The 23,604-nt window shown below is 34.0% G+C and carries 21 protein-coding genes; 5 read left to right on the forward strand and 16 right to left on the reverse strand.

The window, feature by feature from the left end; genetic code table 11:
• The first annotated feature begins 108 nt into the window (after nucleotides 1-108).
• From P177_RS12785 to P177_RS12800, 4 genes are all read left to right on the forward strand, one after another.
• A complete protein-coding gene (locus P177_RS12785) occupies nucleotides 109-840 on the forward strand; it encodes a head GIN domain-containing protein (protein WP_036155331.1) in 732 nt (243 codons plus the stop codon).
• Nucleotides 841-931: 91 nt separating this feature from the next.
• On the forward strand, nucleotides 932-1,945 hold the full coding sequence (locus P177_RS12790; RefSeq protein WP_036155333.1) for a dipeptide epimerase: 1,014 nt from the start codon (nucleotides 932-934) through the stop codon (nucleotides 1,943-1,945).
• Entirely contained in the window at nucleotides 1,945-2,985 is a 1,041-nt protein-coding gene (locus P177_RS12795) for an aminotransferase class I/II-fold pyridoxal phosphate-dependent enzyme (RefSeq protein WP_036155335.1), read from the forward strand. Before P177_RS12790 ends, P177_RS12795 begins: the two co-directional genes overlap by 1 nt.
• 132 nt (nucleotides 2,986-3,117) lie before the next feature.
• Nucleotides 3,118-3,564, forward strand: coding sequence for a hypothetical protein (locus P177_RS12800; RefSeq protein ID WP_036155337.1), 447 nt, complete (start codon nucleotides 3,118-3,120; stop codon nucleotides 3,562-3,564).
• 71 nt (nucleotides 3,565-3,635) lie between these two features.
• On the opposite strand, the gene trxB is transcribed toward P177_RS12800, so the two are convergent.
• Nucleotides 3,636-4,613 carry a thioredoxin-disulfide reductase gene (trxB, locus tag P177_RS12805; RefSeq protein WP_036155339.1) on the reverse strand — a complete coding sequence of 326 codons (978 nt, stop codon included), beginning with the start codon at nucleotides 4,611-4,613 and terminating at the stop codon, nucleotides 3,636-3,638.
• A gap of 219 nt (nucleotides 4,614-4,832) precedes the next feature.
• Here trxB and P177_RS12810 point away from each other — a divergent pair, with 219 nt between their 5' ends.
• Nucleotides 4,833-5,528 (forward strand): LytR/AlgR family response regulator transcription factor, encoded by a 696-nt coding sequence (locus tag P177_RS12810; protein WP_036155341.1) that lies wholly within the window; start codon nucleotides 4,833-4,835, stop codon nucleotides 5,526-5,528.
• A gap of 4 nt (nucleotides 5,529-5,532) precedes the next feature.
• Here the strand turns inward: P177_RS12810 and P177_RS12815 are convergent, their stop codons facing one another.
• The 15 genes from P177_RS12815 to P177_RS12885 all read right to left on the reverse strand — a co-directional run bounded on the left by P177_RS12815 (nucleotide 5,533) and on the right by P177_RS12885 (nucleotide 23,583).
• Nucleotides 5,533-6,666, reverse strand: a complete 1,134-nt coding sequence (locus P177_RS12815; RefSeq protein WP_036155343.1) for a formylglycine-generating enzyme family protein — start codon at nucleotides 6,664-6,666, stop codon at nucleotides 5,533-5,535.
• Nucleotides 6,667-6,714: 48 nt separating this feature from the next.
• Entirely contained in the window at nucleotides 6,715-9,906 is a 3,192-nt protein-coding gene (locus P177_RS12820; protein ID WP_036155345.1) for a glycoside hydrolase family 2 TIM barrel-domain containing protein, read from the reverse strand.
• A 226-nt stretch (nucleotides 9,907-10,132) separates the two neighbouring features.
• Complete coding sequence (locus P177_RS12825; protein ID WP_036155347.1) at nucleotides 10,133-11,692, reverse strand: arylsulfatase; 1,560 nt, start codon at nucleotides 11,690-11,692, stop codon at nucleotides 10,133-10,135.
• Between the two features lie 36 nt (nucleotides 11,693-11,728).
• Nucleotides 11,729-12,862: an amidohydrolase gene (locus P177_RS12830; RefSeq protein WP_036155349.1), complete on the reverse strand. Its 1,134-nt coding sequence runs from the start codon at nucleotides 12,860-12,862 to the stop codon at nucleotides 11,729-11,731.
• A gap of 62 nt (nucleotides 12,863-12,924) precedes the next feature.
• Complete coding sequence (locus tag P177_RS12835; protein ID WP_036155351.1) at nucleotides 12,925-13,440, reverse strand: hypothetical protein; 516 nt, start codon at nucleotides 13,438-13,440, stop codon at nucleotides 12,925-12,927.
• A 168-nt stretch (nucleotides 13,441-13,608) separates the two neighbouring features.
• Complete coding sequence (locus tag P177_RS12840; RefSeq protein WP_036155353.1) at nucleotides 13,609-14,400, reverse strand: hypothetical protein; 792 nt, start codon at nucleotides 14,398-14,400, stop codon at nucleotides 13,609-13,611.
• A gap of 115 nt (nucleotides 14,401-14,515) precedes the next feature.
• The gene (locus P177_RS12845) at nucleotides 14,516-15,124 is read right to left on the reverse strand and encodes an SMI1/KNR4 family protein (RefSeq protein ID WP_036155355.1); all 609 of its coding nucleotides are present in this window, start codon (nucleotides 15,122-15,124) and stop codon (nucleotides 14,516-14,518) included.
• Nucleotides 15,125-15,283: 159 nt separating this feature from the next.
• The gene (locus P177_RS12850) at nucleotides 15,284-16,090 is read right to left on the reverse strand and encodes a DUF2314 domain-containing protein (RefSeq protein ID WP_084684688.1); all 807 of its coding nucleotides are present in this window, start codon (nucleotides 16,088-16,090) and stop codon (nucleotides 15,284-15,286) included.
• A 62-nt stretch (nucleotides 16,091-16,152) separates the two neighbouring features.
• Nucleotides 16,153-16,638, reverse strand: a complete 486-nt coding sequence (locus P177_RS12855) for a hypothetical protein (RefSeq protein WP_157486557.1) — start codon at nucleotides 16,636-16,638, stop codon at nucleotides 16,153-16,155.
• A 137-nt stretch (nucleotides 16,639-16,775) separates the two neighbouring features.
• Nucleotides 16,776-18,239 carry an amidohydrolase family protein gene (locus P177_RS12860; RefSeq protein ID WP_036155359.1) on the reverse strand — a complete coding sequence of 488 codons (1,464 nt, stop codon included), beginning with the start codon at nucleotides 18,237-18,239 and terminating at the stop codon, nucleotides 16,776-16,778.
• Between the two features lie 135 nt (nucleotides 18,240-18,374).
• Nucleotides 18,375-18,830 carry a DUF2750 domain-containing protein gene (locus P177_RS12865; RefSeq protein WP_036155360.1) on the reverse strand — a complete coding sequence of 152 codons (456 nt, stop codon included), beginning with the start codon at nucleotides 18,828-18,830 and terminating at the stop codon, nucleotides 18,375-18,377.
• Nucleotides 18,831-19,137: 307 nt separating this feature from the next.
• Complete coding sequence (locus P177_RS12870; protein WP_036155362.1) at nucleotides 19,138-19,662, reverse strand: hypothetical protein; 525 nt, start codon at nucleotides 19,660-19,662, stop codon at nucleotides 19,138-19,140.
• 171 nt (nucleotides 19,663-19,833) lie between these two features.
• Nucleotides 19,834-20,283 (reverse strand): hypothetical protein, encoded by a 450-nt coding sequence (locus P177_RS12875; protein WP_084684689.1) that lies wholly within the window; start codon nucleotides 20,281-20,283, stop codon nucleotides 19,834-19,836.
• 224 nt (nucleotides 20,284-20,507) lie between these two features.
• Complete coding sequence (locus tag P177_RS12880; protein ID WP_036155364.1) at nucleotides 20,508-22,571, reverse strand: hypothetical protein; 2,064 nt, start codon at nucleotides 22,569-22,571, stop codon at nucleotides 20,508-20,510.
• 265 nt (nucleotides 22,572-22,836) lie between these two features.
• Nucleotides 22,837-23,583 (reverse strand): DJ-1/PfpI family protein, encoded by a 747-nt coding sequence (locus P177_RS12885; protein WP_051941828.1) that lies wholly within the window; start codon nucleotides 23,581-23,583, stop codon nucleotides 22,837-22,839.
• Nucleotides 23,584-23,604 lie beyond the last annotated feature (21 nt).

Below are 23,604 nucleotides of genomic sequence, written 5' to 3' on the forward strand. Positions count from 1 at the left end.
GTTCAGACATCTAAAACAACAATTCAGTATTTAATAGTAGTAAGAGAATAGAAAAACAATCATTTTTACATCATCATAACATATTAATCAATCAAAAAACGAACAATCATGACAACTTTAGTAAGAATAACAGTAGCACTCGTATTAGCCCTATTACTTTCATCTTGTGGCTTTGACATTAACTTCGGCGATTTTGGATCTGGCGAAAAAGGCAATGGCGTAGTCGTTGAAGAAACCAGGGAAATTACCGGTGAGTTCACAGAAGTTTCCAGTTCTGAAGGTTTAGAAGTATTTGTTACCCAAGGATCTGATTTTGATATTGCGGTTGAGGCAGATGAAAATATCATTGACTTGATCGGTACCGATATTAAAAACGGAAAATTAAGAATTCACAGTATTGAGAATATTGGTAGAGCAACCAAAAAAGTATACGTGACCATGCCTAATGTAACCAGCTTACGTGCATCTAGTGGAGCTCACTTAACTACTGAAAATAAAATTCAGTCAGATAAATTAGAGGTAGATGCCAGTAGCGGTGCCATTATCAATGCAACCGTGCTTGTTACCAATATGGATATAGATGCCAGTAGCGGTGCAAATATCTCTTTAGAAGGTACAGCAAAAGAAGTTTATGTAGACGCAAGTAGCGGAGCAAATATTAGAGCTAAAGACTTAACAACTTTAGTAGCTAATGCAGATGCCAGTAGTGGTGCAAATATTAGCATTGATGTTACGGACAATTTAACAGCTGAAGCTTCTAGTGGCGCTAATATATCATACAAAGGTGATCCTTCTGTTCAAAAGAACAAATCGGTTTCTGGTAGCGTACACAAATACTAAAAATCACATCAATCAATTCAACTTTAAAACCCGCTGAAATATCTGCGGGTTTTCATTTTTTAGTTAATGAACTCATCTGTATATTAGTAGTATGCAAGTACACTTAAAGAAATATACATTACCATTAAAGCACACCTTCAGTATTTCAAGAGAATCTCATGATTTTCAAGATACTATGATTGCTTCTTTATCTTTAGACGGAAAAACAGGATATGGAGAGGCGACCTCTAATCCGTATTACAAAATTACCACGCAGAGTATGATGGATGAAATCAATGCCATATCCTCTGAAATAGAAGCATTTGACTTCACAAAGCCAGAAGTCTTTCATGCATTTTTAATAAGTAAAGGATTATCAAACTTTGCTATCTGCGCTTTAGACTTGGCTGCTCATGACCTGTATGGAAAATTACTAGGTAAGCCGCTATATGAAATTTGGGGTACCAGTATTGAAAAATACCCCACCACAAATTACACTATTGGTATTGCATCAATTGACGTTATGTTAGCCAAAATGCAGGAGATGCCCTGGCCTATCTATAAAATAAAATTAGGCACTAGTGATGATGTTGCTATTGTTCGCGAATTACGAAAACATACAGATGCTATCTTTAGAATAGATGCCAATTGTGCTTGGACGGCAGAAGAAACTATTTTTAACGCTCCGCTTTTAAAAGATTTGGGAGTGGAATTTTTAGAACAGCCATTAAAAGCAGATGATTGGTCTGGTATGGAAGAGGTCATGCACCATAGTGTGTTACCCGTAATTGCCGATGAAAGTTGTATTGTAGAAAGCGATGTTGAAAAATGTGCGCTACATTTTAGTGGTGTAAATATTAAACTGACCAAGTGTGGTGGACTCACCCCTGCCCTACGTATGATAAAAAAGGCTAAGGAATTAGGTATTAGTGTTATGGTGGGTTGCATGACAGAATCTACCGTAGGCATTTCAGCTATAGCGCAGTTGATTCCGCAATTAGATTATGTGGATATGGATGGTGCTTTGTTATTAAAAAGTGATATTGCAACGGGCGTTCATATTGAACCTGACGGTAAAGTTATTTTCTCAAAACTTGCCGGTAGCGGTATACAATTGTTAGATTGATGTTTACGATTGATGAATTTCCTGATAGAACTATTGTCATAAACGGTAAAGAATACCTATACTTTGGTGGTACCTCCTATTTAGGATTACAGACCGATGCTGATTTCCAGTCCATATTCATCAAGAACATCAAAAAATATGGCACAGCTTACAGTGCTTCCCGTAAATCTAATATTAGAATTTCCATCTTTGATGAAGTTGATGCCCACCTAGCAGAAATAGCGGGTAGTGAAAGTTGTGTAACCATGTCCTCTGGGTATTTAGCAGGACAATTGGTTTGTGATTATTTCAGTAATAACGATTATCAGTTATTCTATGCCCCTAATACACACTCGGCATTATACAGAAACAAACAGGAAGTATTTGAAAATTGGAACGACATAGAATTTGCCCTCGATAAAAAAAATTCGAAATCTCCAGTACTATTTCTAGATAGTATTGACTTTCATGGCGATAATTATCCCGATTATTCCTTCCTTAAAAATCTCGACTTAACCGATACTATTCTAGTCGTAGATGATTCTCATGGAATTGGAATTACCGGAAAAGATGCCGGTGGCAGTTTTAGGTTTTTACAAACACTTCAACCAAAGGAGCTATTGGTTTCTTGCTCTTTAGGTAAAGGATTTGGGATTCAAGCCGGAGCGATACTTGGCAGTAATAATATAATTAATGCGTTAAAAAATACACAGTTTTTTGGAGGTGCAAGTCCCGCAACACCTTCTTCTTTAGCAACTTTGAAGGATGCTGAAGAACTTATCAGTTCTAAAAGAGCTCAATTATATAAGAATACCGAGCTTTTCATATCAAAATTATCAGATTCCTCACTTTTTGTATCTGCAAAAGGGCACCCTACCTTTAATTTTCAAAATGAAGCATTAGCCAATTATTTAGAAGATAATGGTATTATAGTAACCAACTTTAGATATCCTACAGAAAATGATTCCTTAATGAGTCGTATAGTTTTAAGCGCTTCTCACACAAAAACAGACATTTTAAACCTTTGCGCTATTCTTAACTCATACTCTCCAAATCTATAGTAATTATTATAATTACCTATATATCATTATATTATTCTTAATATTAGTGTATATTTTTTATTAAATTCTGATATTTAATTCGTATCTTTTTACTACACATTCAACTCTTTTATTAACTAACACCTTATCACTATGAAAAAAATTATAGGTTTGGTATTGTTGATGCTCATATTGGTTTCAGCAGCCTCTACAAATTCTATCAATGAAAACTACATGCACACCATACAAGGAACTTGGGAGCTAGAAAGTTTTTATAATTACGACGGACAACAAGTTATTGACACCGTACCTACAGCAGATGGGTATAGACAGGTTAAAATGTACTACAACGGTAAGATTATGTGGTCTAGATATGTACCAGTAGACAAAGTAGGTAGATTTGGTTACGGCACATATGATATCACAGATGACCAACTCATGGAAACTTTGGAATACGGAGATAATGAAATGATCCAGGCTATGGATACCATGCGCATTTTCACCTTTGAACTTCAACTTGGTAATGATAGATTTAGTCAAATTAGCTTAGATGAAGAAGGTAACAGAACATTCTCTGAAAATTATATTAGAATAGATTAACTCAATTTAGAACATAAAAAAAAGAGCCCATTCATTTGAATGGGCTCTTTCATACTTTTACTTTTTAAATACTAGTATTTATCAGCAACTGCTTCTTCAACAGAACCTATAGATGCTAAATAGCGTTCTGCATCCAATGCCGCCATACAACCTGATCCTGCAGCTGTCACCGCTTGTCTGTACTCCTTATCTTGTGCATCGCCACTAGCAAAAACACCTGGTAAATTTGTTTTGGTAGACTTTCCTTTTGTAATTAGGTAACCTGTTTCGTCCATATCCAATTGCCCTTTGAATATATCCGTATTCGGTTTATGACCAATAGCAATAAACAATCCTGTAATTGCTATATCTTCTTTATTACCTGTTTTATTATTTACCATGCGTAAACCTTCAACAACCTGATCACCTAAAACTTCGTCAACTTCGGTATTATATCGAACTTCAATATTAGGAAGACTATTTACCCTATGCTGCATTGCTTTAGAAGCTCTCATTTCATCTCTACGAACCAACATGGTTACTTTATTACAAATGTTTGCTAAATATGAAGCTTCTTCCGCTGCTGTATCACCGGCACCAACAATTGCTACATCTTGTCCTTTATAAAAAAAGCCGTCACAAACCGCACAAGCAGATACCCCACCGCCACGTAAACGTTGCTCACTAGGTAAATTTAAATACTTGGCAGATGCTCCGGTTGAAATAATAATAGTTTCAGCCTCTATTTGCTTATCGTTATCGGCAACTACTTTATGTATACCTCCTTTTTCTTTTGAAAACTGTACTGAGGTAATCATACCTATTCTAACTTCCGTACCAAAACGTTCAGCTTGTTGTTGCAATTGTACCATCATAGTAGGTCCATCTATACCTTCTGGGTACCCTGGAAAATTATCTACTTCTGTGGTAGTCGTCAATTGGCCTCCCGGCTCCATTCCTGTATACATTACAGGTTTTAAATCTGCACGGGCAGCATAAATTGCAGCTGTATACCCTGCAGGGCCAGATCCTATAATCAATGTTTTTACACGTTCTATTTTATCAGACATAATATCAAGTGGTTCTTTAATTCATCTACAACAAAAGTAGGTTTTTGAGTGAAAAACTTACAATATAGTTATCAAAAGTTTTTATATGATAATTAGCAATGAAGATAAGTATTCACTATTTTTCGCCTGTTTTTCTTATTTTAAGATATTATTAAATTTAAGAAAAAGAACTATCCCCCATTCTTTACGTATGTATAATTGAACTTATATGATTATTGAATGAAAACCTTTAAATGCGCTATAATAGAGGATTCCAACACTCAAAGGAAGCTTCTAGAACAGATTATTTCGAAAAATAAAAACTTAAAGCTATTACATTCCACTAGTGCAAATGCGGATAGTTTAAAGGAGGTAAATGGTTCGAATATTGACTTATTATTTCTTGATATTGAGATGCCGATAATGAACGGCTTTGAATTTTTAGCCGGATTAGAAATAAAGCCGCAGGTGATTATCACCAGTCAAAATCAGAAGTATGCGCTTGAAGCATTTGAATATAATGTAACCGACTTCCTTTTAAAACCCTATAGCAATGTACGTTTTGATGCTGCAATTACCAAAGCTATAGAGAAGGTCAAATCTGCCAAAAAGAAACAGCCAGAAAGTAAATTGGTGGTAAAACATAATCTTAAACAAATAGAACTTAATGTACACGGTATTTTGTACGTTGAAGCCTTGGGCGATTATGTAAAGGTGGTGACAGAAGAACGTAATTACGTTATTCTATCTACCATGAGTAAGTTTAACGAAAGATTGGAAGCCGATAAATTTATTAGAATTCACAAATCGTACATCGTTAACCTAAAAATGGTGGAACGCTACAACCACGAGTTCATAGAAATCAAGAACAAAAAGATTCCTATTAGCCGAGCGAAGATAGTGGAGTTAGATCAACTTCTCAACTGCATAGATTAAGCTATTATTCAGTAATCATATCCACTGTTGCCACAGTTCTAAACCCGGTATGTTCTAAAGAAGAGTCCATACTAGACCCCATTCTTGCCGATACTCGGTAACTAGCACAATAGGATGCGCTACACAAGAAAGAACCTCCTTTAATTACACGTTCTTTTGCTAGCGGATTATTTGGTGTAAACGGACTTTCTGCTCCTTTAGGATTCACCAATATTGTATTTGTAGCTTTTGTTTCTTTGTAGTAATTAGTATTATACCAATCACTCGTCCATTCCCAAACGTTACCTGCCATATCATATAGACCGTAAGCATTTGGTGCATATGATTTTACCGGGGCTCGTAACTCAAAACCGTCCGCAATTGTGTTTTCTACCGGAAATTCGCCCTCCCAGGTATTTGCTTTTTCTTCTAAAACAGATACATCATCGCCCCAGTTATATATAGTACCATAAGAACCTGCTCTAGATGCCAGCTCCCACTCTGCCTCTGTTGGTAAACGTCTATTTGCCCATTCGCAATATGCCAGGGCATCTTCATAAGATACTTGTACTACCGGGTAATTGTCTTTGCCCTTAATACTACTATTAGGTCCGTTTGGGTGTTTCCAATCCGCACCGATGGTCCAGTTCCACCACTGAGAAAAATCATATAAATTAGGTACGGATGATTTTGCTTTTTTGAACGTCAGCGAACCTGGTTTTAGAATGGAATCATGTGGCTTTTCTGTACCAGCAGGCACTTGCTTTTTTAACTCTTCCCAATCTATTCCCCTTTCTGCAACCGTTACATAATCTGTAGCTTTTACGAATGCTGCAAATTGTGCGTTTGTTACTTCTGTGGCGTCCATAAAAAATCCGTCAACTATAACATCTATAGCCGGTTTTTCATGATCCATTGCAATTTTATCGCCGTTTACCGCTCCTTGTTTAAAAGTTGTTCCAGAAACCCAGACCATGCCTTCTGGCGTGGTAACACCATCAGGTTTTTTATTTAATACTGTATGTTCAACTACAGGAGCAGGGTTTTCTACCTTCGTTTTTACTTCTTTTTTCGCTTCGTTCTTCTTCGGTTCTGGCTTACAGTTAACCATACTTAATAACATCAAACCCAAGCCTAAAAACTGTACTTTTTTATTCATACCCTAAATATACTTTCTCCTATTTAAATTCTGATATATTTTATGAATTTAACGTATCGGACTAATTACGTAATCAAAAGAAAGGTTTTCCGGTTTTATCTGATATTTTTCCATTGGTAATAATCCCCAGCTATTATCTCCACCAACACCCATTTGACTGTGATCTATATTAATATTGATCAAGTCTCTTGTTGGTATATCGTATGTATGCTGCTGTCTTTTCTGCATTCCTTCATCAAAATCTGAATTTAATTGATGGTGGGCACTGAAAGAAAACAATTCCGGAGCGGTGATTTTTATTCCTTGCCCATCTTTATTTTCAAATGACAAAGTTCTAATATCCGTTCTGTTTCCATTTTCTTGCGGACGAATATATTTAAAATATAAATCGGATACTTTGGCGTCATAAACTCCGACCAAAGCAGACGTTTTTCGATCTACATAATTTTCATGCTCTCCCCTACCATACCATTCTACCTTATCGTAACTGTTATCTATAATCAGGTTGTTTCCAAATCTTGGTATAATTGGCAAGTCGCTTTTAATACCTGTAAGCTTAGTTCTCACCAATATTTCGCCTTTAGCATTGATGATGTACATTACAGTCACCTCTCCGTTTACCGCAGGTAAACTATATGTGGCATTCAATTGTAAATCATTTCTAATTTTGAACGGATTAGCGGTAAGCTTCATGGCATCTAAAATCTTCTTGCCTTCATTGGAATTGATTTCTAATTTGGTCAATTCTTGATTTAGGGTAGCATCTTTCCAAGGTTTTAGCAATTTTGGCATGTTGTAACCGTAATCATTATCATTTGGTGCACGCCAGAAATTAACATTAGGTCCTTTTTGCAAAAGATTTCCTTGTCCGTAATCTATAGAAGACAATGTACCGTCTTTACTATTGAAACCGATTTCAAATCCGTCTCCTATAACGGTAATGATATCTTGTTTTTTAGTCACTTTTAATCCGTCAATATTTTCTTCGAAAACAGATGGTTTAAAATCCGTTAGTTGAAATTGCTCATACGCCAATAAATAGTGTTCAGGTATTATGGCACTTTCTTTCTTTGTGGTCATATACACATTCAAATGATATTCAGAACCTGTATTTTCTAATTCCGGTAAATCTATTTGAATTTCTTTAGTTTCATACGGGGCGATATCGACATCAGCAATTTTTCCCTTACCTACTTCTACCCCATTCTCTAACAATCTCCATGAAAAATTATATTCCGAAAGGTTCGTAAAATCATACATATTTTTTAGACTGATTTTTCCAGATTTCGGATCCTCCGATGTAAACTTCACATATTGATATACTTTCTTCACCTCATATAAAGCCGGATGCGCAGAACGATCAGGATCAACCAAACCGTTCAGGCAGAAGTTATTATCATTCTGTAATTCGGCTCCGCCTAAATCTCCTCCAAAGGCATAAAATTCTACTCCGTCTTCATTTTTAGCTTTTAAACCTTGGTCCACCCAATCCCAAATGAATCCGCCTTGCAATACATCATACTTTTCAATAGCATCCCAGTACTCCTGTAAATTACCAACGCTATTTCCCATAGCATGGGCATACTCGCATTGAATTAAAGGTCGCTTTGGGTTATTTTCCGCATAGGCAATTGTTTGATCTACCCTTGCATACATAGGTGCCTGTATATCCGTATTGGAGAAATTTGTCGCTCCTTCGTACTGTACAGGTCTGGTGGGGTCATTTGCTTTCAGCCAATCATAAGTATCAAAAAGGTTCTTGCCATTACCGGCTTCATTACCTAAAGACCATGTTACAATGGACGTGTAATTTTTATCACGCTCGAACATTCTAATGGTTCTGTCTAAATGCATTTCTCTCCACTCTGGTCGGTATGCCGGGTGAATGGCAATTGCGGCTTCATCACCGTCTAAACCTTGGTTGGTAGCTCCCATGCCATGAATTTCAATATTGGCTTCATCAACTACATAAAATCCGTATTTATCTGCCATTCTATAGAAAAACTCGTTCTTCGGATAATGGCTGCAGCGAATAGCATTGATATTACTTTGCTTCATTACCTGCATATCTTTCAAGGTAACCTCTTCGCTAATCACATGACCGGTAACCTCATCATGATCATGTAGGTTCACACCCTTGATCAATACAGGCATACCATTAACCAAAAACTGATTGTTCTTTATTTCAATTTTTCTGAATCCTATTTTAGAACTGATCGCTTCGGTAACATTTCCTTTTTTATCCTTCAATGTAAATAGTAGCGTGTATAGATTTGGCATCTCTGTATTCCAAGTTTTTACATTGGGAATTTCTTGCGCGAATTTCACTGTAGTCGAACCTTCAACAATATCCACCTTTTGATTTACTTTAAAGACTTCTTGTGTCCCATCTAATAACGTAACTTCTACTTGAGCACTTTTTTGCTTTTTGCCCGTATTTGCCAATTCTAAATCTAAACTAAATTTACCGTTCGTATAGGTATCATCTAAATCTGCCACCACAGTATAATCATTAATAGTCGCTTTATTAGTGGCATACAAATAGACATCTCTATCAATACCGCTTAAACGCCAAAAATCTTGATCTTCTAAATAACTCGCATCAGACCAACGTAATACTTGTACAGATAAATCATTGTCGCCCTCTTTTAGGTACTTACCAATATTGAATTCTGCAGGTGTTTTGCTACCCTCACTATAGCCAACCATTTGTCCGTTAACATAAACATACATGGCACCGCTTACACCACCAAAATGTAAATACACTTCTTTGCTTTCCCAGTTTTCAGGAATTTTAAAACTACGTTTGTAACTACCTACTGAGTTGATATCGTGAGGAATGAATGGCGGATTTTTAGGAAAAGGATATACCACATTTGTATATATAGGTGTACCGTGACCCTTTAGTTCCCAGTTAGATGGCACCGTAATTTTATCCCAACCAGATGTATCATATTCTGATTTAAAAAATGTAGTTGGGCGCTCTGGTACACTTGCCGCATAATTAAAACTCCATTCACCATTTAAAGACCGATAAAAAGAGGAATTCTCCCAGCTTTCATTTGCTAAAGCTGATTTCACATTCTCATAACGATATAAAGATGCTGTTGGCTCTTCTCTATTAATTTGAAAAATTTCTGGATTCTCCCACTCCGGATTTTCCCATTTTGGAGCTTGTGCAGTTACAAATGCGGTGAATAAAAAGTTGCCGAGTACGCAAATTTTAATAAATTTTTTCATGTTCTAGTTGTTCAAGAGTGTTAGTTTCAACATATACAAAACCATCAATATTATAATGATTTCGCATTTAAATTGATTATATTAAATGAAATTCACATTTTAGCATATAAAAAAATATGTACTATCTATAATTTCATCCTTGCAAAATACAATTAAACTTGTACTTCTAAAAACAATAAAACCTTTGACAGCCTATTTAAGCTAAAGCGTTAACCATCTATTTTTCCTAATCACTTAACAACCCGTTTTCTAGCAGTGGAATTTGAAAACTTTCGGTCTTTGGCTTGGTATGTTCCCGCTCAAAAATTGTAGCTGCCCTTTTCAAAACTTCAGGATGTTCTTTTGCAATATTGTTCTTTTCGGTTGGATCATTTTTTAAATTGTAAAGTTCTAAGGTTGGCTGCTCGTCATCTTTTAAATGTTGACGAACCACTTTCCAATCGCCCATTCTTATGGCAATCTGCCCACCATATTCTGGAAACTCCCAATACATAAATTCATGTGCAACCTGTTCCCCTTCTCCCAACAAAGTGGGCAACATACTAATACCGTCAGTTGTAGGTTTTTCAAATTCTAACATATCGGCAAAAGTTGCCAACATATCATAATGTGCAGAGGCATGATTACTAGTAGTACCCTGCTCAATCTTATCAGGCCATGTGAAGAAAGTTGGTACACGAATACCGCCTTCATATACAAATCCTTTTCCCTTTCCATATTCAGCATCATAAGGTTTCGCGCTTTCAAAAAATGTTGGATCTGCACCACCGGCATAACTTGGTCCGTTATCTGAAGTAAAAACAATTAAGGTGTTCTCATATATCCCCTCGTCTTTTAATTGCCGCACCAACTTACCAACATTCTCATCAAAATATGAAACCATGGCAGCATAGGCAGCATGCGGAGTCTGGTGTGAAAAATAACCATTACCCTCACCGGATAAGTACGGTTCTTCTGGTCCAAATTTCTCTTTGTAATAATCTACCCAGCGTTGTGGTGCTTGTAATGCTACATGCGGAATAGGAGTTGCCCAATACAAGAAAAACGGATTCTCTTTACTATCTGCTACAAAACCGGTAAGCTCTTTAAACATTAAGTCTGGAGCGTAATCTGTAAGCGTATAGTCTTTATAACTATCAGGATTCTTTGGGTCCAAACCTTCTGGGAAAGGTGAACTTGGTGCCACGGTATCATTCTTTAAATGCACGCGATTTCTATTTTTATACAAATGCAACGGATAATAAGTATGTGCCTGACGTTGACAATTGAAGCCGTAGAAAAAATCGAACCCCATTTCATTGGGGATGGAATGTGTATGCGGAGCGCCTAGTCCCCATTTTCCAACCAAAGCCGTTTTATAGCCTTCGGCTTTTAAGTAAGTAGCAATGGTCTTTGTACCTACCGGAACAGGGCGTTGCCCTTCTAAAGTAGAATCTTTAGCCATAGCTTCATAGTTCCAAACATCGCCACGATCGTTCCACTCATCATTTCCACGTATAAAAGAATTACCCGCGTGCTTTCCTGTCAAGAACATATATCTGGCTGGTGCGCATACCGGAGCACTGGAATAATGCTGCGTAAAAATCATCCCTTCTTTTGAGAGTGCGTCAATATTAGGAGTTTCTATTTTTCCTTGACCAAAAGCACCTATTTCAGCATAACCCAGATCATCAGCCAAAATGTAAATGATATTAGGTTTTTGTGGTTTTACTTGCTCTAATTTCTTCTCATCATTACAGGATAAAAACGAAACAGCACTAAGAAATAGTAGAAATAGATTTTTCATTTTTTTGATAGGATAGGTTGGTTGTCTTAAAGATACCTATTTTCCTAAAATACCAGTAATCAAACCTTTAAACATTAAGAGTCCCGTATCTATTAACTCATCGGGGAAATCGTAATCGGAATGATGCAAGGCTGGTTGATGCTCCCCTGCTCCTATGCCAAAAATGGCACTTTTGTATTTAGATGAAAACCATCCAAAATCTTCTCCAAATTTTAATGCCCTCGGATGTTCAACTAACTCAATACTATGTTGATTCGCTACTTTCTCAATGAATGAAACACACACGGTGTTATTATCGGAAGCCGGAAAAAATTCAAACCAACCCATTTCCGCTTTTAATTCGTGCTTGCTAGATATAGTACTTACAAGCTGCTTTATTTTTTCTTCTAAATTGGACATTACTTCGCCGCTCCAAGTACGAATAGTATAATGTAGTTCTGCATTTTCAGGAGATATACCATAATTCTTTTCTCCTAAATCAATACAAATGGGAGTTAACAGCGCAAAGTTTTCACTGTTTACATTCGTATCTGCCAAAGCATGTATTTCCTGAACTAATTCAGCTACTGCAATTGCAGGATTCACTCCATTTTCTGGCTCAGAAGCATGGGATTTCTTTCCGGTTAATTGAATGCTGAAGCTTTGTACCGTTGCCGTAAAGTAACCTGATTTTACAATGACAGAATGCATCTTCTCACCTGGTAAATTATGAAGCGCAAAAACATAATCTGGATTGAGGTTTAAAAATCGCTCATCTTCTAAAACCTTAGCAGCACCTTTTCCTGTTTCTTCGGCAGGTTGAAAAAGTAATACCACTTTTCCTATTTTAAACTCAGCCACCGACAACCACTCAGCTAACCCAGCTACTATAGTCATATGACCGTCATGACCACATTTATGCGACACTCCGTAATTATCAGATTTATACTCAAATGTATTCTCTTCAATTATCGGTAAGGCATCTAACTCGCAACGTATAGCAACGGTTGGTCCATTTTCTTCATATTCATAAACAACCGCGACCCCTGCCCCACCAATAGCGCAAATAATTTCAGTAGGGTTATATTCTTTTACAAATTCAATAATACGTTTTGCCGTGTTATGCTCTTTACCTGAAAGCTCAGGATTTTGGTGTAGTTGTTTTCGAAGCTGAACCAAGGTTTTATTCATACCATAAATATAGTTTGATTACAGCTTGATTGATAATTAAGAATTAACTTTTAAATAGAGAACTAAAGACTTTCTAACGATTTTGTTTTCTCAAATACAATGAAACTACTACTTAAATATTTTTTCACAATTAATACCATTGCCATAATGAAACCAGCGACTAGGGGTATAAATTTAAAAAATCCTTTTGGTCCATATTTTGTCAATGCAACTGATATTATAATTGCTCCTATTAATACCGGAATAAGAATTGGCAGAATAGAAGTTTTCACATCTAAATTCGTTTGACTCACTTTGCTAAAATTCTCCATTTCAAATTGCTCTAAGAATTCCATCATGCTTTGATTTGAAAAGAATTTCAATGTTTTTTCCCCATCGTTAAACCTCAAAGTCAAAATATTACCAATAGAATGATACTCTATTCTTTGAATATCAGTTACTTTTTTTAATTCGTCATTTTTAGAGTTACTAGCTCGGTTCTTAAAATCTTCAACAGACTGATAATGTGTCTGACTTAATAGAATAAAGTCATCAAAAAGTAATGCGTTTTTATAATTTTCTAGTTCTATTCTACTCACACTTATCAGATTAATTTTAGCTGTTTTAACAAGTTAAACAATGGTTTACTTATGCAATTAATTACATATCTACATTTATCAAACCAGTAACTCATAGTCTCAAAATTTCGTATCAACCTAATTTTCAATACATAAATTCAACTATCAAACTTAATTTCATAGTGGTATTTATTTTCCAAATAGCCTCTTCCAAAATCCTTTTCTCTCAGGTGCCTTGTTAGCTTCTACATTATTAATTTTGTATTCCGCATTGGATGAAATCTCCCCTTCTTTTATTTTTTCCTTTTTTTCAATTTCCGCTATTTGCTCCATAGCTGCTTTCTGATACAGTATTGCACCTCCTGGATCACAATTAAACAGATTAGAATAACATGAAGAACTATTAAGATCAATTGGGTTAGGCTCAACAACCTCTGTAGCTTCTAATAAGCCTAATTCATTATCTTTTGCATAATTCAATGCTTTCAGAAACACATTAATTCTATTGAACGAAAACAAATTATCCAATTCATTTTTAACTTCAGTATTAACTTCATAATCCTGCAACAATTCAACAACCTTATTTGCCGGAATATAAACACCTGAACAATAATTTTCTATGATTCTATTATGCACATTTTTTGTCACTTTTTCTTTTGGTAGTATTTCATCCCAATTTTTAAAATAACTTTCTAATAAACCGGTTTCTGAAAAAGAAAGAGCAGCACCTCTGGTATAGAAAAACTTTTGAAAAAATCCTTGTACAACTGCAGCATAATAACCGTGACTTTTATCAAAAACATCAGTGTCTTTGGTTTCTGAACCAACTGCAATTGTTTCTTTGTATTTCTCTTTATAAAAATCTTCAATTTTGAATTTGGTCGCTAATTTATCTATTAGACTTTGATCATCAAGTACATCAAAATACCATTCACTTATTTGTTTCTCCGAAATTGGATGATAGCTTATGTCCCAACCCATATTCTTATTTTTTATACTTAATTATTAATTTACTACTTAAAATCTATTACCTGTCCACTAACTAATATATCTATGTTAACGCTTAAACAATCTATTTTATGCTTGCATTAGATTTTTAATACTTCCACTTTTTAACAATATCAGCTCCAAACATGGTATCAAGAATTTCTTCGCACCATGCATTGACTCTATTTTGTCCTATTTCTTTATTAAAAAAATCTGATTGACAAGAGATCAAACACCCTTTTAAATAATCGCTTGCATCATCAAATAATTTTGTTAAATATGGTTGTGTATCGTGATCAAAATAGTAAATTTCCAATGTTTCACTATGAAAACAAAACATATTTCCATTACCTAAGTAATCACTAAATGAAACCAAAAAAGGTAAATGTTTTTTATCTTCTGCTGTAAAATCTGGTCCGTATTGAGGTTGGGCTTCCCAAATATCTTTTATCCAAGCCATTTCATCTAAACCTTGCAACACTTCTCCTATTCCTGCAATTCCGAAATTTTGATAAAACAATTTTAAGCTATCAGGCAAAATAGTTCCAAGTCTTTTTTCTTGCTCTAATATGCTCTCAACACCAATTGATTCTGCTATTTCATCGCCCCACAGATCAGCGAGTTCTTTTATTATATAGTTCGTTTTTTCAAGCCAATTATCATCACCGATGCTATTGAAGGGAATAATTATATCTGACTTTAGTTTAATGTCAATCATTCTATTACTTGTAGTTAATTTCCTATATTTTGACTAATATAAAACAAAAAAACCATCACTTTTCAGTGATGGTTTCCTATATCAATAGACCGAATCTTACAACTAAAATTCCTTTTTGGTACCAGCTAATAACAAATTGACACTTTTATTTTAAAACAATTATTTCTCTTCAGAGACTATAATATGCTCCCAATTCAATTGCTTGGCATAGTCAAATGCAGTTTTTCCCTTTTTATTTTTTATGGTTTTGTCCGCCCCTAGCTCTAATAAAATATCAATGGTGGTTTTATTACCTGCTATAGATTCTCTATGCAGCATATTATTACCATTTTCATCTATTGTCATTATTTCGTTCGGATTTTCTTTAAAGAATTCACGAGCTTTTTCTGCCATATTCTTAGCCATTGGATGTTCTGTAAGATTCTCTGGATGTTCCCTTTGCTCATACACTACCAGAATATCATCATAGTCTCCAAAATCCAGTCCCCAAGCATTATCATGGTTTCTTCTTTCTTTCTCACTCATATTAGAACGAAGAACTTGAATGGTATAACCACCATACGTTTTTCCTTGTATAGCCAACAACCAATCGCTTATTTCGTCTAACCATACCGATACGGTGTCGCCAATAGTAATATTGGTTAATTCATTTGGCGAATTCATTAAAACCCCATTAATTTTTTCACCATCAAAATTAATCTCATTGATCCACATATGTTCAACAATGGGCTCTTCCAATTCATCGACTTTTTGCTTGAAGGGAATTTTAACTATCGCCAAATCTTGCGCCGGTACTATTCGCCTATATTCCCAATATAACTCTCTCCAAAAATATTTGAATGTCTGTTGTGCCTGAAGATATGCCTCTTCCATGTTTTTATCTTGTTGGGCATAGAATATCTTTTTATCTTCATTTGCTTCTTCTTTTTCGTTTTTGTTCCCAAATAGTTTATCGAATATTCCCATTTCTTTTATTTATCAGTTTTTAGAATAAAGCTAGTCAAGCAAAAAATTCAATTCTGTTATTTTTAATTTTTCTTCATCATTGGCAGCGGTGGAGGTGGTATGTCGCTAACTTGACTTCTCCATTCAGCCTTCATTAGATTTATATCTTCCTTAGTGTCGATTTGTATAAAATTTGCCATTAATTCACCAGGTTTGTAGCAAACATAAATTTTTGAATGCTGCTCATTATCTTTTTTTACATAATAATGAATTGAATATTGAACATATCCATTTTTTGATATAAGCCAGTCAAAATTATAATCAAGATTTTGTTTTGATTTATGGACATCCTTTTTAAATCTCTTAAGATTTTTTCTAATTGAACGCTTTGAATCTCCTTTGTACCAAGCTAATTTATCTAATTTCATTTCTTTATCGAAAACAGAAATAGCTAAATCCTTTATGTTTTTAAACAACAAGCTATCCCTATTTTCATTTGAGGTAAAATTATTCTGAGAATGTAGGATGGTTGTTAATAGACAAAAAAATAAAAGTAGTTGATATTTCATTATATAATATTTGCCGACGGTTTTGTATGTAAAAAATAGAAGATACTTGTTCATTTTATGGTTTGTTCAAAATAATAAGCCCATCAATGTAATGGAAGTGATCACTATGATTTACATATGGTTCAACTTGTTGTTTTTTATTCTTTTCGTTGATTGTCCAATTGCTGTTTTTTTTGTTTAGCTTTTTGTAAAATTGAATCTAAATCTTTCCTATTCAAATATTGCCCATTATTTACAACGGCATAAATATCTTGAGTGGCTTTTACGTCGAGCAATGGGTTACTATTTAAAATTACCATGTCTGCCTCTTTATTAGCTTCAATAGTACCCAATGTATTTAATTTTCCCATTAATTCCGCTCCATTAATTGTTGCACTTTGCAAAATTTGTAAAGGTTTTAGACCTGCTTCTTGAAACAGACCTAATTCTTGATGAAGTGATAAAGCCGGATAAACATATGTATTTAAAGCTGCAGCATCACTGCCTGCAAGTATTTTTATACCCGCTTCTTGTAAAAATGGAAGTTGTTTTGCAATCAATTCATACCGACTTTTACGACTTTGTCTTTGCTCTTGTGTATCATTTTCCATTCTATCGATTCTCCATTGATAATTTGCCGTAAAACGGTCTGTTAGATAGTTTAAGAACTCATCTTGATTATGATCCTCTTCATCCAAATAAGCAAGTTGTCTTCCCCCAATTAGTGTAGGTGTTACCGCAATATTGGTTTTACTTAAATTTTGATACGCCAACATTGCAGTGTCTTGATCAAAATTAGTACTATAGTATTCGTTGGCCTCGCTCTTTGTAATATCCCCAGATTTAAGCTGCGCCACAATTCCTTTTTCATCGCCCCCTAATCTTAATAAGTAACTTGCGTGCTCTATACTTGTAAAGCCTGACTTTACAACTTCTTCAATGGTCAAGTCTATTGGTATGTGACCTGAAACCTTAAACCCTCTATTTTTTGCTTCTTGTACACTTTTGAGAAATAATGGACCTGATAATGTATTCTCGGTTATCTTCACCAAATCAACTTTATAAGATTCCAATTTATTAAGCATTTGCCCTAATTCCTTTTCATTGGCTATTTCTAAATCGCCCTTCCATATTGAGTTTATTCCTTCTAGTTTTCTTCCTGCAGTAAATATTTGCGGTCCCAATATTTTATTATTCGCAATTTCTTCTCGCCAAGTTAAAACCTGTTCTCCAAGATCACTCGCCATATCTCGAACGGTCGTAATACCATATGCAACAAAAACAGGAAGTAGTGCTAAATTATCCTCCACCAGATCCTGCCCCTCAAGATGAATATGCATATCCCATAGTCCGGGGATGATAAACTTTTTATCAATATCAATTTCATTTTTAGGATTTACGATTGATTTTAAAGAAGAGTACTCTCCAATGACTTTTATCTTTCCGCTATCAATGAGGATAGCCTTGTCTTTAAGAATACTACCATCTTCAATATTTATAATAGTACCATTGTGAATTAAAATAGCTTCGCTAGATATACTATAGTTGGTTTTATTGGAATCGTTGCAAGAGGAAATAACCAATGCTATAGTTATTAGTCCTAATAATATCATTCTTTGCATATGGCGGTATTTATTAATAATTGGTTACGGATTAATATGCGTTAATTTTCGGTTGTGTAAGCAATTCCGAGTGGCATCGGACGTATTCGCATCCGCCGTAATTGCGGTTACATAATGTTACCAGCTGGCTTTTATTCAATTCATTATTTCTTTGACTTGAGTTTCCAAGTCCTCAATTCCTTTAAACTTTCGAAAAATCAAATCCTTTCCGATTGATTTTAATTCAGTCGATAAGTCTATTATTAACTTCAAAGGCGCTGCTTCAAATCCGAACATATTTTGGTCAAATTGTGTTCCAACTAAAAGTCCGTCATTTTCCATTCCAACACACCAGTTTTCCATAAATTCAGATAGAGATATTTCAGTCGGCTCATAATTTCTCCACCCATCTTTTATGCAAGACTTTGCTCTTGCCTTTTCAGCCCAAAAACAAATCATTCCAACAGGTTCTCCATCTTCGTCATCATAATGGAATGAGCTTGAAGTTGCAAATCCTTTTTTGTTTTTCAATCCGTAAACGGTCTCGGTTTCACATACTGTTTTTAGAAACTTTTTGTGTCGGTTTTTAACTGTTATATAATTTTGGAACATAGTTTTTTTAGCTTGTAAGAAACGGTCTTGTGTATGAGCAGTAGCGAATTTTAAGCAATTGCTTTTCAGATTACAATATACTTTATAAAAAGAAAAAACGGTTCGAGTTTGCACTTAAACCGCTATTGCTTATACACCATGTGCCTGTTGCACAACTATAAAACAAGCTTAAAAACCTATTTTTTTAAGCTCATCAAAATCATAAACATCTGGTTTTTAGATGTTTAATTTTATTAAACCATCTGAATATCATCTATTTATTTTATAAAAGAAGTTGTGCAACGGTTACTTTTGTTATAGCCAGTTTTTAATACATTAAAATTGTTCCATTCGGAAACTCTCCTTCATATCCACAAGGTAAATGTCCATTTTTGTATATCGGAATCAAATGAGAATAGAATGTTGGAATATTATATTTTTTATACGCAACTTCTTGGCAGTAACTCAAAATATCCCATTCTAGAGAAGCAAATATCGAATCAGGTAAATCACTTTGATTTAATTTTTCTTTTGCAGTTTTAAATATTCCGTTATTCAAATAGTTCTTTATTCCAACAGTAATTGTGTTCCATTCAGTCGATTCATTTTGTCGAGTTCTGTTTAAAAATGAAGTTAAATCATTTCTTTTCTCTAATTGAAAGTTTTCCCATTCAATCGAGTTACATAATTCAACAGATTGCTTTAAAGATTCAATTCTTTTTAGATTGTGTTTAGAAGAGAAATCAATTTCTTTTCCACAATTACTAAACCAATTTATATTTTCTAAATCTGAAAAATGTTCAGGTATTAGAGGTTTTAAATATCTTAAAGGCTTATCGTATTGAATTTTCATTTGGTTGTTTTATCGGTTTTCTTGAATTGTTTACAACGGTCTCGTATAACCGTCAATTACGGGTTAATATGCGTTAATTTTCGGTTTAGAACTGGCGTTACCAATTCCCAGTGGATTCGGACGTAGTCGAATCCGCCGTAATTGCGGCTATACATTGTTGCCAACAGTATTTTATTCCATTGTTAATTCATTCGGCACTTCATAAATTGCAGAATACTGTAAATTCTTTCCTCTATTTTTAAAATCCGAAAATGCTTCTCGATACCACTTTGGGTCATTTGGTTCAGCATTTAGTTGCTCGTGAACTCTAACATCATAAAAATCTCCATTCAGCCAAGGTTCAATTCCATAAATTCCAATTCCGTTTTTTTCCACTCTGTTCAACACGATTTCAAAGTCAGATTCTGAAAAATAATATATCGATTCCGAGTCAAATCCGTTATTCAGATTTTCAAGTCCGAAGAATATTTTTGACTTTAAGAACTCCTCCTTTTTCAATTCTAAATTTTGAGTTTCTTTATTCAATTCCGTTTTTATTTCGTTTTCAGATTCTTTTTTTTTCTTGTTTGCACAACTTATAATTAAAAGACTTAACATTGTTACGAAAACTGCTTTTCTCATATTGTTGGCAACAATCGTGTATGTACACAATTGCACATATATCTTTTATATCCCTACTAATATAAAACAAAAAAACCATCACTTTTCAGTGATGGTTTTCAATTCTTAAAAATTATAGAATCAACTTTATGTTAACCAATTAAATGCTGTGTTAACATAATTCTTAAAAGGTCTTTTCATTAATTTGGACTAACTATATTTTTTAAACATTTCTCATATTTATTTTAATATCTAATTTGTTGCCAGGGAGACCATATGCCGTTGACTTTCTCTCTGTATTTCATATTTCTAGCTTCATAAACAAGCTCATCTTTTTCATTAAAACGATATTTCCCCACTCGCCATTTATAATCTTCTACAACGGTTGAACTTTTTGGTAAGTTTACGGCATTATCAATGGTTTTTTCTACTAGGCTATCCTTTTTAAATTCTAAGGTAATAGTTTGGATTAATGTATCTGCTTTATATAATCTCTTAACATCACGCTTTACGCCTAATGGTAAACTATGAGATTTAATACCACTTATTTTTCCATCTTCACGATAAAAAAAACTAACTTCTCGAGAACTTCCAGTTCCTATCGAAGTATGTTTAGTTTTTAATTCAGAATCCCCTATTTTCTCGACACTTTCTATTGCACTCCTAACATCAACTTTTTCATTAAAATGCCTATGAGTTATTTTGTTTTCATCATAGGTAAAAGTTACTTCTTCCCACAGTTTTCCTGTTTGTGAAATTAATTTACCATTTACAATTTCACCGTCAATGTAATTTAATTCACACGCAGCTACCTTATGATATCCAATCTTTACATTTTTAAAAATAATTGTATTTCCGTTATTGGCATAACTAACAGCGGCGTTAATTGAACTATCCTCGCCACCAATATGAGTTAAACTTCTATTATTCCAAGATAGTAATACATCAGCATCAGAAATATTAATTAGGGTTAACTTATTATCTTCATATTGATATTTTATACTGGTAAATGCTTTTCCATAATCTGGCTCAAGTAATACATTTTCAATGAGTCTTCCTGTATTTTCATCGACTATTGTATCAATAACTAACGGATAATTAGAAGTGTAGGCTGTAGCTACAACAAAATAATCTAACAACATGTTGGCTGTTTTTTGCAACAAGGCATTGTCTGCTTCAATGTCATCAGTAAGAACAAATCTATTGTCTACAATAATTTCTGGTTCTATTATCTGGATATTCTTTTGCTCATCTATATTATGAGTAGTGATATCTGTTGTAAACACCTCAAAATGCCTGGAATTTATCTTATTTGCATTAAGTCTTGCTTTTAATTCAGTTGCTTTTTCAACTAAGCGCTTACCTTTTCCTTTACTAACTCCATTTTCAATTAAACTATTGGCATAAACTATAGATTCATCCGGTAAATCTAAATAATAGTATAACTGAGCGATATTGTAATAACTAGCATACCTAATCTTTTTCTCTTTAGCTTTCTTAGGATCGGTGTACTTATTAATTAAACTTTTGTAATATTCAATTACAGGCTTTGTTTCTCCTAAGATTACATCTACCGGTAAATTATATTTCATGGTTTTAAATAACTCTTTAATTTTAAGATAGTTTTTTTGGTGCCCTTGAAATTCGGGATGTTTTTTAGCCCCAATTACTTCCATGTCTACATTTGTAGATATTGGCTTATACCCATAGAGGTCGTTTATTTTATAGGATACCCTACTTTTAATTAAGTCTACTATTTCTTTATAAAATCTGTTTTTGAGTTCCGTTAAATTATTTGAGACATAATCTTCCGCCTTTGCTAAAGTGCTATATTTCAATGATGTATTTAACTTTTCACCTTCACTTAAATTAAAAAGTTTACTTTCTCCCTTTAAGTCAATTATTTTATACGCAGCACTTGTTTTATAAGTAATAATTGGTGTGTAAAAACTTTTGCTACTGATAACCTTACCTTCATCATTCTTTTCTATCTCTTCTGTTTTGGCAAATTCTACTTTCTCAATAATTACATCATTGATTTGTATCTGAATCTGTACACTGCCATTATCATTGATTTTTTCAAATCCCTGTAAAACAATGTCATCTTTTAATGCATTGGTTGAATAGGCTTTTTCAACTAAATCACTACATCTAATATCAATAGAATATGTTTGAAGACTTTTATCTAATATAGGTGTTGAAGGTAATTTTACATAATTAACATGTATTGTTTCTGTTTTTAGGTTAGCATTCTGTGCTTTTAAAGAATAAGAAATTAAAATTAAAACAGCGATAATTAGATATCTCATAAAAAAATTGCTTTTGGATAATTGATTTGGTTAGTATTATTTATTCTTAAACGAATAAATATTGAATTTGTTTGGCTCAATCAATTTGTTCTTTTAACTTTTCATTATTTGAGACCAATTCTTAGCATACAAATTAGTGTCTTTTACTTTTTTTAAAGGGTTCTCTTCGTGGTATTAACAAAAAAACCATCACTGAAAAGTGATGGTCTATGTACAAAGAAGATATATACCTCTTTAAGCTCATATTTGAGAACATAATACCTATTTAATACTCTTCTAATGCTTGTAAATAAAGCATATTGAAACTACTACTAGAAAATGGATTCTGACTGGTTACTAAATTTCTATCCTTTACCGCAAAATTTGCTTTCGGTAGACCGCTTTTATATTTAAGACCTAGTTTCTTCAATTGTTTGGCTATTTTTCTATTTGTAGGTTTACCTTTCATTATAAATTTTTCAATAACAAATTCTTCTATGGGAGAAACGGAATTGACCTTGTAGCCTATATACGGGTTTTCATCCATTGGTATAGTAAGTAGTAAGCTTGGAGCGTGACAAATGAGTCCCGTAGGTCTATTATCTTTTGCAAATTGCTTTAGCAAAATCGGTATATATGCATCACACATCAAATCCACCATTAATCCTTGGCCACCAGGTATGAGCAATCCAATATAATCACTCTCATTTTCAATTGCCCTGTCAAGAGTTATAGGGTTGTTATACGCACTGTCTTTTTTGACAAACGTTAAAGCTTCATTCTTTACTTCTATCCGGTTTTTCCAGTATTTGTCGTTTATACTTTCTTCATCAATTGTAGAAATGAGTCCGTTAGGCGTTGCAAACTCTACCTTATATCCATGCGCAACTACAGATTTGTAAGCCAAATAAAACTCATTTAAAAAAACACCTGTTTGCCTTTTTTTCTGTCCATTATTAAGTTCTAAAGTATCAGCTGCGCTAAGAACAAACAATACTTTTTTGTTTTGTGAAGTAATTGAAATACTAGCCATAAAAGTCGTTATTAATATTAG

It is taken from the genome of Maribacter forsetii DSM 18668, assembly GCF_000744105.1.
In the GTDB taxonomy this organism is placed as follows: Bacteria; Bacteroidota; Bacteroidia; order Flavobacteriales; family Flavobacteriaceae; genus Maribacter; species Maribacter forsetii.

Coding starts and splice junctions, on each gene's coding strand:
- P177_RS12785 (WP_036155331.1), top strand. CDS start 109: ATGACAACTTTAGTAAGAATAACAGTAGCACTCGTATTAGCCCTATTA.
- P177_RS12790 (WP_036155333.1), top strand. CDS start 932: ATGCAAGTACACTTAAAGAAATATACATTACCATTAAAGCACACCTTC.
- P177_RS12795 (WP_036155335.1), top strand. CDS start 1,945: ATGTTTACGATTGATGAATTTCCTGATAGAACTATTGTCATAAACGGT.
- P177_RS12800 (WP_036155337.1), top strand. CDS start 3,118: ATGAAAAAAATTATAGGTTTGGTATTGTTGATGCTCATATTGGTTTCA.
- trxB (WP_036155339.1), bottom strand. CDS start 4,613: ATGTCTGATAAAATAGAACGTGTAAAAACATTGATTATAGGATCTGGC.
- P177_RS12810 (WP_036155341.1), top strand. CDS start 4,833: ATGAAAACCTTTAAATGCGCTATAATAGAGGATTCCAACACTCAAAGG.
- P177_RS12815 (WP_036155343.1), bottom strand. CDS start 6,666: ATGAATAAAAAAGTACAGTTTTTAGGCTTGGGTTTGATGTTATTAAGT.
- P177_RS12820 (WP_036155345.1), bottom strand. CDS start 9,906: ATGAAAAAATTTATTAAAATTTGCGTACTCGGCAACTTTTTATTCACC.
- P177_RS12825 (WP_036155347.1), bottom strand. CDS start 11,692: ATGAAAAATCTATTTCTACTATTTCTTAGTGCTGTTTCGTTTTTATCC.
- P177_RS12830 (WP_036155349.1), bottom strand. CDS start 12,862: ATGAATAAAACCTTGGTTCAGCTTCGAAAACAACTACACCAAAATCCT.
- P177_RS12840 (WP_036155353.1), bottom strand. CDS start 14,400: ATGGGTTGGGACATAAGCTATCATCCAATTTCGGAGAAACAAATAAGT.
- P177_RS12845 (WP_036155355.1), bottom strand. CDS start 15,124: ATGATTGACATTAAACTAAAGTCAGATATAATTATTCCCTTCAATAGC.
- P177_RS12850 (WP_084684688.1), bottom strand. CDS start 16,090: ATGGGAATATTCGATAAACTATTTGGGAACAAAAACGAAAAAGAAGAA.
- P177_RS12855 (WP_157486557.1), bottom strand. CDS start 16,638: ATGAAATATCAACTACTTTTATTTTTTTGTCTATTAACAACCATCCTA.
- P177_RS12860 (WP_036155359.1), bottom strand. CDS start 18,239: ATGCAAAGAATGATATTATTAGGACTAATAACTATAGCATTGGTTATT.
- P177_RS12865 (WP_036155360.1), bottom strand. CDS start 18,830: ATGTTCCAAAATTATATAACAGTTAAAAACCGACACAAAAAGTTTCTA.
- P177_RS12870 (WP_036155362.1), bottom strand. CDS start 19,662: ATGAAAATTCAATACGATAAGCCTTTAAGATATTTAAAACCTCTAATA.
- P177_RS12875 (WP_084684689.1), bottom strand. CDS start 20,283: ATGAGAAAAGCAGTTTTCGTAACAATGTTAAGTCTTTTAATTATAAGT.
- P177_RS12880 (WP_036155364.1), bottom strand. CDS start 22,571: ATGAGATATCTAATTATCGCTGTTTTAATTTTAATTTCTTATTCTTTA.
- P177_RS12885 (WP_051941828.1), bottom strand. CDS start 23,583: ATGGCTAGTATTTCAATTACTTCACAAAACAAAAAAGTATTGTTTGTT.